The organism is Chloroflexota bacterium (assembly GCA_020850535.1).
Classification (GTDB): Bacteria; Chloroflexota; UBA6077; order UBA6077; family JACCZL01; genus JADZEM01.
The window spans coordinates 104,009-110,008 of the sequence record JADZEM010000219.1; the positions used below are offsets into that span (position 1 = coordinate 104,009).

General features: G+C 68.0%; 5 protein-coding genes. 2 read left to right on the forward strand and 3 right to left on the reverse strand.

What is annotated here, in order from left to right:
• Nucleotides 1-220: 220 nt before the first annotated feature.
• A complete protein-coding gene (locus IT306_30690) occupies nt 221-1,417 on the forward strand; it encodes an LLM class flavin-dependent oxidoreductase (protein ID MCC7372820.1) in 1,197 nt (398 codons plus the stop codon).
• A 281-nt stretch (nt 1,418-1,698) separates the two neighbouring features.
• Here IT306_30690 and IT306_30695 read toward each other — a convergent pair whose 3' ends face one another.
• The gene (locus IT306_30695) at nt 1,699-1,959 is read right to left on the reverse strand and encodes a hypothetical protein (GenBank protein ID MCC7372821.1); all 261 of its coding nucleotides are present in this window, start codon (nt 1,957-1,959) and stop codon (nt 1,699-1,701) included.
• Nucleotides 1,960-2,289: 330 nt separating this feature from the next.
• Between IT306_30695 and IT306_30700 the strand changes: the two genes are divergently transcribed.
• Nucleotides 2,290-3,012, forward strand: coding sequence for a DsbA family oxidoreductase (locus IT306_30700; protein ID MCC7372822.1), 723 nt, complete (start codon nt 2,290-2,292; stop codon nt 3,010-3,012).
• A gap of 253 nt (nt 3,013-3,265) precedes the next feature.
• Here the strand turns inward: IT306_30700 and IT306_30705 are convergent, their stop codons facing one another.
• Nucleotides 3,266-4,090 carry a nucleotidyltransferase family protein gene (locus tag IT306_30705; GenBank protein MCC7372823.1) on the reverse strand — a complete coding sequence of 275 codons (825 nt, stop codon included), beginning with the start codon at nt 4,088-4,090 and terminating at the stop codon, nt 3,266-3,268.
• Nucleotides 4,091-4,571: 481 nt separating this feature from the next.
• Nucleotides 4,572-5,528, reverse strand: coding sequence for a metallophosphoesterase (locus tag IT306_30710; protein ID MCC7372824.1), 957 nt, complete (start codon nt 5,526-5,528; stop codon nt 4,572-4,574).
• Nucleotides 5,529-6,000: the final 472 nt, after the last annotated feature.

Genomic DNA, 6,000 nt, shown 5'->3' on the forward strand with positions numbered 1-6,000 from the left:
GACTCTACTCTAAACGTGAGTAGTGTAGTCCTCGGCTGCCGGAGCAGCAATGGGAGCATGGTGCGGGGGAGGGGGCGGGGGGCCGCGACTGCGCTGGCCGCAGTGCAGGATGCCGCGGGGCGCCCATGGCGCAGCGCACTGGGAGGAGCACGGTATTCGGGATACAATCCGGACGGGCTGCTCGGAGACGACGGCCGGGCGGCCCTGGGGGGAGACGACGATGTTCCGACCTGCCCGCATGAAGTTCGGCATCTTCCTGGCGCCGTTCCACCGCCACTACGAGAACCCGACCCTCGGCATCGAGCGCGACGTTCGGCTGATCGAGATGCTCGACGAGCTGGACTACGACGAGGCCTGGATCGGGGAGCACCACAGCGCCGGCTGGGAGACCATCGCCTCGCCCGAAGTGTTCATGGGCATCGCCGCTACCCGCACGCGGCGGATCATGCTCGGGACCGGCGTCATCAGTTTGCCGTACCACCACCCGCTGATGGTCGCGAACCGGATGGTCCTGCTCGACCATATGACGCGGGGGCGCGTGATGCTCGGGGTCGGCCCCGGGGCGCTCCTCAGCGACGCTCAGATGCTCGGGATCGTGCCGACGCGCCAGCGTGAGATGATGGAGGAGTCGCTCGACGCCATCATGCGGCTGCTCACCGAGCCGGAGCCGATCACCCACCGGAGCGACTGGTTCCAGTTGAACGACGCGACGCTCCATCTCAGCCCCTACACGAAGCCGCATTTCCCGATTGCGGTAGCCTCGGTGCAGTCACCGGCCGGCGTGACGCTGGCCGGCAAGCACGGCCTCGGCGTGCTCTCGCTCGGCTCGTTCGTCGGGCACCGCGGGGCCGTCGATCCGAAGGCGCAGTGGGCGGTGGCCGAGGAGACGGCCGCGAAGCACGGCAGGACCATGAACCGCGCCGAGTGGCGGATTGTCACGCCGCTGCACGTCGCCCCGTCGCGCAAAGAGGCGTTGGCGGACATCAAGGCCGGGGGCCTGGAGTTCCTGACCAGATACTGGGAGCAGGCGCTCGGGAACACGCGTGGCAGCCTGCGCGCCGTCGACCGGCCGACGGACGACGAGACGCTGATCGAGCAGCTTGCCGAGAGCGGCCAGTGGATCGTCGGCTCTCCTGACGATTGTATCGCCGCCATCGAGCATCTTCAGGCGATCACCGGCGGCTTCGGCGGCCTGTTGATTCGGGCGCAAGAGTTCACCACGCCCGAGAAGATCCGCCAGAGCTACGAGCTGTTCGCGCGGTACGTCATGCCACGCTTCCAGCACTCGCTGCTGCCGCTGGAGCAGTCGTATCAGCGGGTGGTGGCGAACGTCGCCGAGACTTCGTCACAGGGACGGGCGGCCATCGAGCGCGCCCATCAACGCTACGAGCAGCAGACCGCCGCCGAGCGGCGTTAGTGGCTCGTCCGGCGTCAATCACCGGGTCGCTCAGTGCCGGTCATCATCCCGACCCCATTCGGCACGCTCAGGGCAAGCTACGCGAGGCACGAGCACACCCCTCCGTCATCCCGACCGCGGCGAGGCACGAGCGGAGTGGAGGGATCTTCTCCTTCTGTAGCGTGAGGAAGATCCCTCGACTGCGTTCGCACGCTCACGTCACTCGGGATGACGGTGACGGGAGCAGCCTCACCTCGCTCGGGATGACGGGGAAGGTCGTCACGTGCGTAGCGGGGGTGTGCTCAGTGCTGGCCGACGCTCGCCGCCATCGCCGAGGCACAGTTGACGCAGCAGAAGGTCTGACCGTTCCGCTCCGCCAGGGTCGTCTGATCCACCAGTGGCACGTGGCAGTGGGCGCACATCTCCGTCGTTGCGCGACCGCGCATCTGCCCGTGCTCGGCGCTCGAACAGTTGGTGCAGCAGAAGGTCCGCCCGCCATGCTCGACCATGGTGGCGTGGTCAGTGATGGCGACATGACAGTGGGCGCAGGTAGTGTGCGGCATCTGGCTCCCTCCAGCCGAACTCAGCGGCAGAAGGCCAGCACAGCCCGTGCCAACGTCGGCTGAGGGGCCTCTGACGAGGTCGCGCTACCGACCCGGTGGTACGGATGGGGAGCCCAGGGCGATTGCCGCGGCAACTCGTCGATCTTCATCACCCTCCGACCGCTCATTCCGTGGCGCTACAAGGACACGAACGAACGGGCAATCACCCTGCCGGGGACTCACGGTTTCGGCGCAGGATCCGCGGCGCGGCCTACAATCGAAGCACAGGCCGCTGCCGAGACGCCGCCCGGCGAGCGTTTCCGAGGCACGTGGCCGCAGGGAGGTCGCCCGATGGCGGTCGTCAACATCGAGGTCTACTCGGACGTGGTCTGCCCGTGGTGCTTCGTCGGGCGCAAGCGGCTGGAGAAGGCCGTGCACCTGCTCGACGGCAAACACGAGATCCACGTCACCTGGAAGCCGTATCAGCTCAACTCGTGGATACCGCCTGAGGGGATGGACCGCGCCGAGTACCGCCGCATGAAATTTGGCAGCGCCGAGCGATCCTCCAGCATGGACAACCGGCTGGCCGAGGCCGGGCGCGGGGAGGGCATCGAGCTGGCCTTCGACCGCATCACGCGGACGCCGAACACCCTGGCGGCGCATCGACTGATCTGGCTGGCCGAGCGCGAGGGGCGGCAGATCGAGATGGTGGACACGCTGTTCCAGGCCTACTTCACGGACGGCAAGGACATCGGCAATCCAGATCAGCTGACCGAACTGGCGGCTGCTGCCGGCCTCGACGCCGACGCCGTCCGCGCGTTCCTGGCGACGGATGAAGGCCTCGCCGAGGTCGAGGCTGAAGAGGAAGCCGGGCGCGGGCTCGGGATCGACGGTGTGCCGTTCTTCCTGCTGGCCGGCAAGTACGGCGTCTCGGGCGCGCAGCCGGCCGAGGTGCTGGTGGACGTCATCGAGCGGGTGGTGGAGCTGGAGCGGCCGAAGACACCCGAGCTGCTGGCCGTCGGAGCCGTGGCGACCGGTGCGACCTGCTCCGTGGACGACCCGGAAAACTGCTAGGGGCGTGGGGCGTGGGGCGTGGGAGTATCCGGCCGCACATGCGCCACAGGTCAATGGCAAACCTGCAACGCCCCTTGTCATCCTGAGCGCAGCGAAGGACCTCACCCGCTGACGCGAACATCGACGGTCAGCGGGTGAGGTGCAGCATGATGGTCGGCCGATAACGAGAATGTTGGCGGTCAGCGGGTGAGGTCCTTCGCTGCGCTCAGGCTGACAACTGCGACTTGCACACGTTCACCACGATCCACGGCCCTCAGCCCGCCAGGCCGGCTTCCGTCCAGGTAGCGGCATCGTCCACCGTCATCAGGCCGACCGGCTCGACCCGGCCATCCTGGTAGCCCCACTGCTCCACGTCCACCACGTACTGCGTGCGTGACAGGACCGGGCCGTTACACAGCGGGCCGTCGGCATCCGGCGGCGTGAGCGCATCTTCCGAGGTCATGCCGGTCTCCGCCCGCCGCAGCAGCAGCCTCAGCAGGCCGGCCGGCAGCCGCGCTTGCTCCTCCGGGTAGATGTACCCGAAGAGGATCAGGTGGCTCAGGAGCACCGGCCAGTGCCGCCCGAAGCGGGCCAGCAGTCGCCGCCAGTCCATCGTCTCGGCGCGGGCGCGCAGCAGGTGGGCCACGTCCGCGCCGTCGAAGCGCTCGCGCTCCATGATGAGCGCCTTCTGCCAGATCATCTCCTCGGCTGGCACGATCTTGACCGGCACATCCAGGACCGTCTCGTCCACGGCGTGCGCGAACCAGAGGTCGTCCACGGGCGCGACGCCGTTACCCGAGCCGAAGATGATGTCCACAACATGCTCGCCGCAGTAGGCCTTCGCCAGCCAGTGCGGGAACGGAACGTCGCCGCGGCAGCCGTCCTGTTCGAGGGCCGCCAGTGCTCGTGGATGGTCAGCTTCCCGAACGAAAACGTCCAGATCCTTGGTGTGGCGGGCGATGCCGGTGTACCGCTCGAAGGCGTACGCGCCGCCGACCAGAAACGGTACCTCCTCCTGGTGGAGCCGCCACAGTGCGCGACGGTAGAACGCCCTGGTCTCGGGATCGAGGTGGCGCTCCGGGTACCCTTGCACCGGCATGGGCACGGCCAGCGGCGCGTGCCCGGTGGCTGGCAGGGTCTGCCTGGCTGCCGGAGCAGCCTTCGCGGCGCGCGCGGCCTTCGCGGTGCGCGTGGCCCGCGGCGACCCGTGCCCGGTAGTCGATGCCGTTGATGCGTGCATGGTTGATGCGTGCATGGTGTGCTCCACTGTGCCCTTGCTCGGGGCGGGAACGGCGTCCGCCGGCCCGGCCGCTGGCGGAGACGAGGCCGGGTCGACGAACGCCGCTGAAGAGATCGCTGACAGGGATGTCTGAAGACGGATCAGCTCGTCGTCGAACTGCCCAAGGGATGCTCGGTCAGGCCGAAGCTCGATCTGCTCGGGCGCTGGATGGTGGATGGTGATTGCTGCCTGGTGGGTGCATCAGTTCGTCAGATGCCGCGCCGCGCGTCTGCGTGACAGGCGATTGGCAGCCGGCGAGGACGGTGTTCGCCCTGCTGGAAACCGTCAGGACTGCTGAGAATCAGACCGGTGTGGCGTGCTGCGCCTCCTGCCGTGCGTTGAGGCCCACGCGCTGCACGGCAGCCTGCTGCCCGGATGGCTGTTGGCCGGATGGCTGTTGGCCAGATGGCTGCTCGGCGTGCGGCTGCTGCCCGTTCGGACCGGCGAGGCCGTTGTGGCTCCGGCCTTCTGTCGGCGGCGCCTCGGTCTGGGCCGGCCCGCGCGTCGGCAGCTCGAAGATGCGGAACGGCGGCCGATCCGGGAAGTGCGCCCGCAGCAGCGGCGCGGAGACGTTGTAGACCGGGATCTCGGCCTGCGTGTGGCCCTCGAGGCTGCCGTGATGCGCGTGCCCGTGCAGGACGGCAGTCACCGGGTAGCGGTTGATGGGCTCTTCCAGCCGGCTGCTGCCCAGGAACGGCATGATCTCCAGCGGCTCGCCCTCGCAGGTCGCCTGGATCGGCGAGTAGTGCATCAGCACGATCTTCTGCTCGGTGCGCAGGCGGGCCAGCGCCGATTCGAGCTTCAGCGCCTCCTGCAGCGCTTCCTGCACGAACGCCTTGATGGCAGGCTCCCCCCACGATCCGAGCGTCCGTGACCCGAAGCCGCCGCCGAACCCCTTGATGCCGGCAAACCCGACGCCCTTGATCTCGCAAGCGTCGCCGTCGAGCACCTGGATACCGCCCTCACAGAGGATCTGCTTGACGGCGTCCTGCTGCTCGGACTCGAAGTCGTGGTTGCCGAGGACCGCCACGATGGGCACCCGGACCACGCTCAGCTCGCGCACCAGGATCTGGGCCTCCTCGGCCAGCCCGTAGTCCGCGAGATCGCCGCAGAGCACCAGGACGTCGGCCAGCTCGTTGACCGCCTGGAAGATCGGCGCGAGCGCACCCTGCGAGCGCGTCGTGCAGTGGACGTCGCCCACGGCGGCCACGCGTACGGTGCTGCTCTGCTGAGGTATCTGCTGGGCTGCCCCTTCCATAGCGCCTCCTCTCCTCCGTGGGGTGGTCCGCGCCTCGCGCGTCGCCACGCGGTGTGCTGCTGTGTGGGATGTGCAGCCTGGGCAGAGGAGAGAAGCGCATGGCGCGTGCCAGCGCGCGATCAGCGATCAGCGATCAGCGATCAGCGATCAGCGATCAGCGATCAGCGATCAGCGATCAGCGATCAGCGAATCGTGAGCGATGCCTACCCCACCATGTCATCCTGAGTGAAGCGAGCTTGCGAGCGGAACGAAGGATCTCACCCGCTGACGCGATGGTGACGGTCAGCGGGTGAGGCAACACGATGATGGTCTGCGGGTGACGCAAGGGCTGACGGTCAGCGGGTGAGATCCTTCGCTGCGCTCAGGATGACAATTGCAGCTTGCATGCTTTCACCAACATTGACGACCCACGACCCACGACCCACGACCCACGACCCACGACCCACGACCCACGACCCACGACCCACGACCC

Coding starts and splice junctions, on each gene's coding strand:
- IT306_30710 (MCC7372824.1), bottom strand. CDS start 5,528: ATGGAAGGGGCAGCCCAGCAGATACCTCAGCAGAGCAGCACCGTACGC.
- IT306_30705 (MCC7372823.1), bottom strand. CDS start 4,090: ATGCCGGTGCAAGGGTACCCGGAGCGCCACCTCGATCCCGAGACCAGG.
- IT306_30700 (MCC7372822.1), top strand. CDS start 2,290: ATGGCGGTCGTCAACATCGAGGTCTACTCGGACGTGGTCTGCCCGTGG.
- IT306_30690 (MCC7372820.1), top strand. CDS start 221: ATGTTCCGACCTGCCCGCATGAAGTTCGGCATCTTCCTGGCGCCGTTC.
- IT306_30695 (MCC7372821.1), bottom strand. CDS start 1,959: ATGCCGCACACTACCTGCGCCCACTGTCATGTCGCCATCACTGACCAC.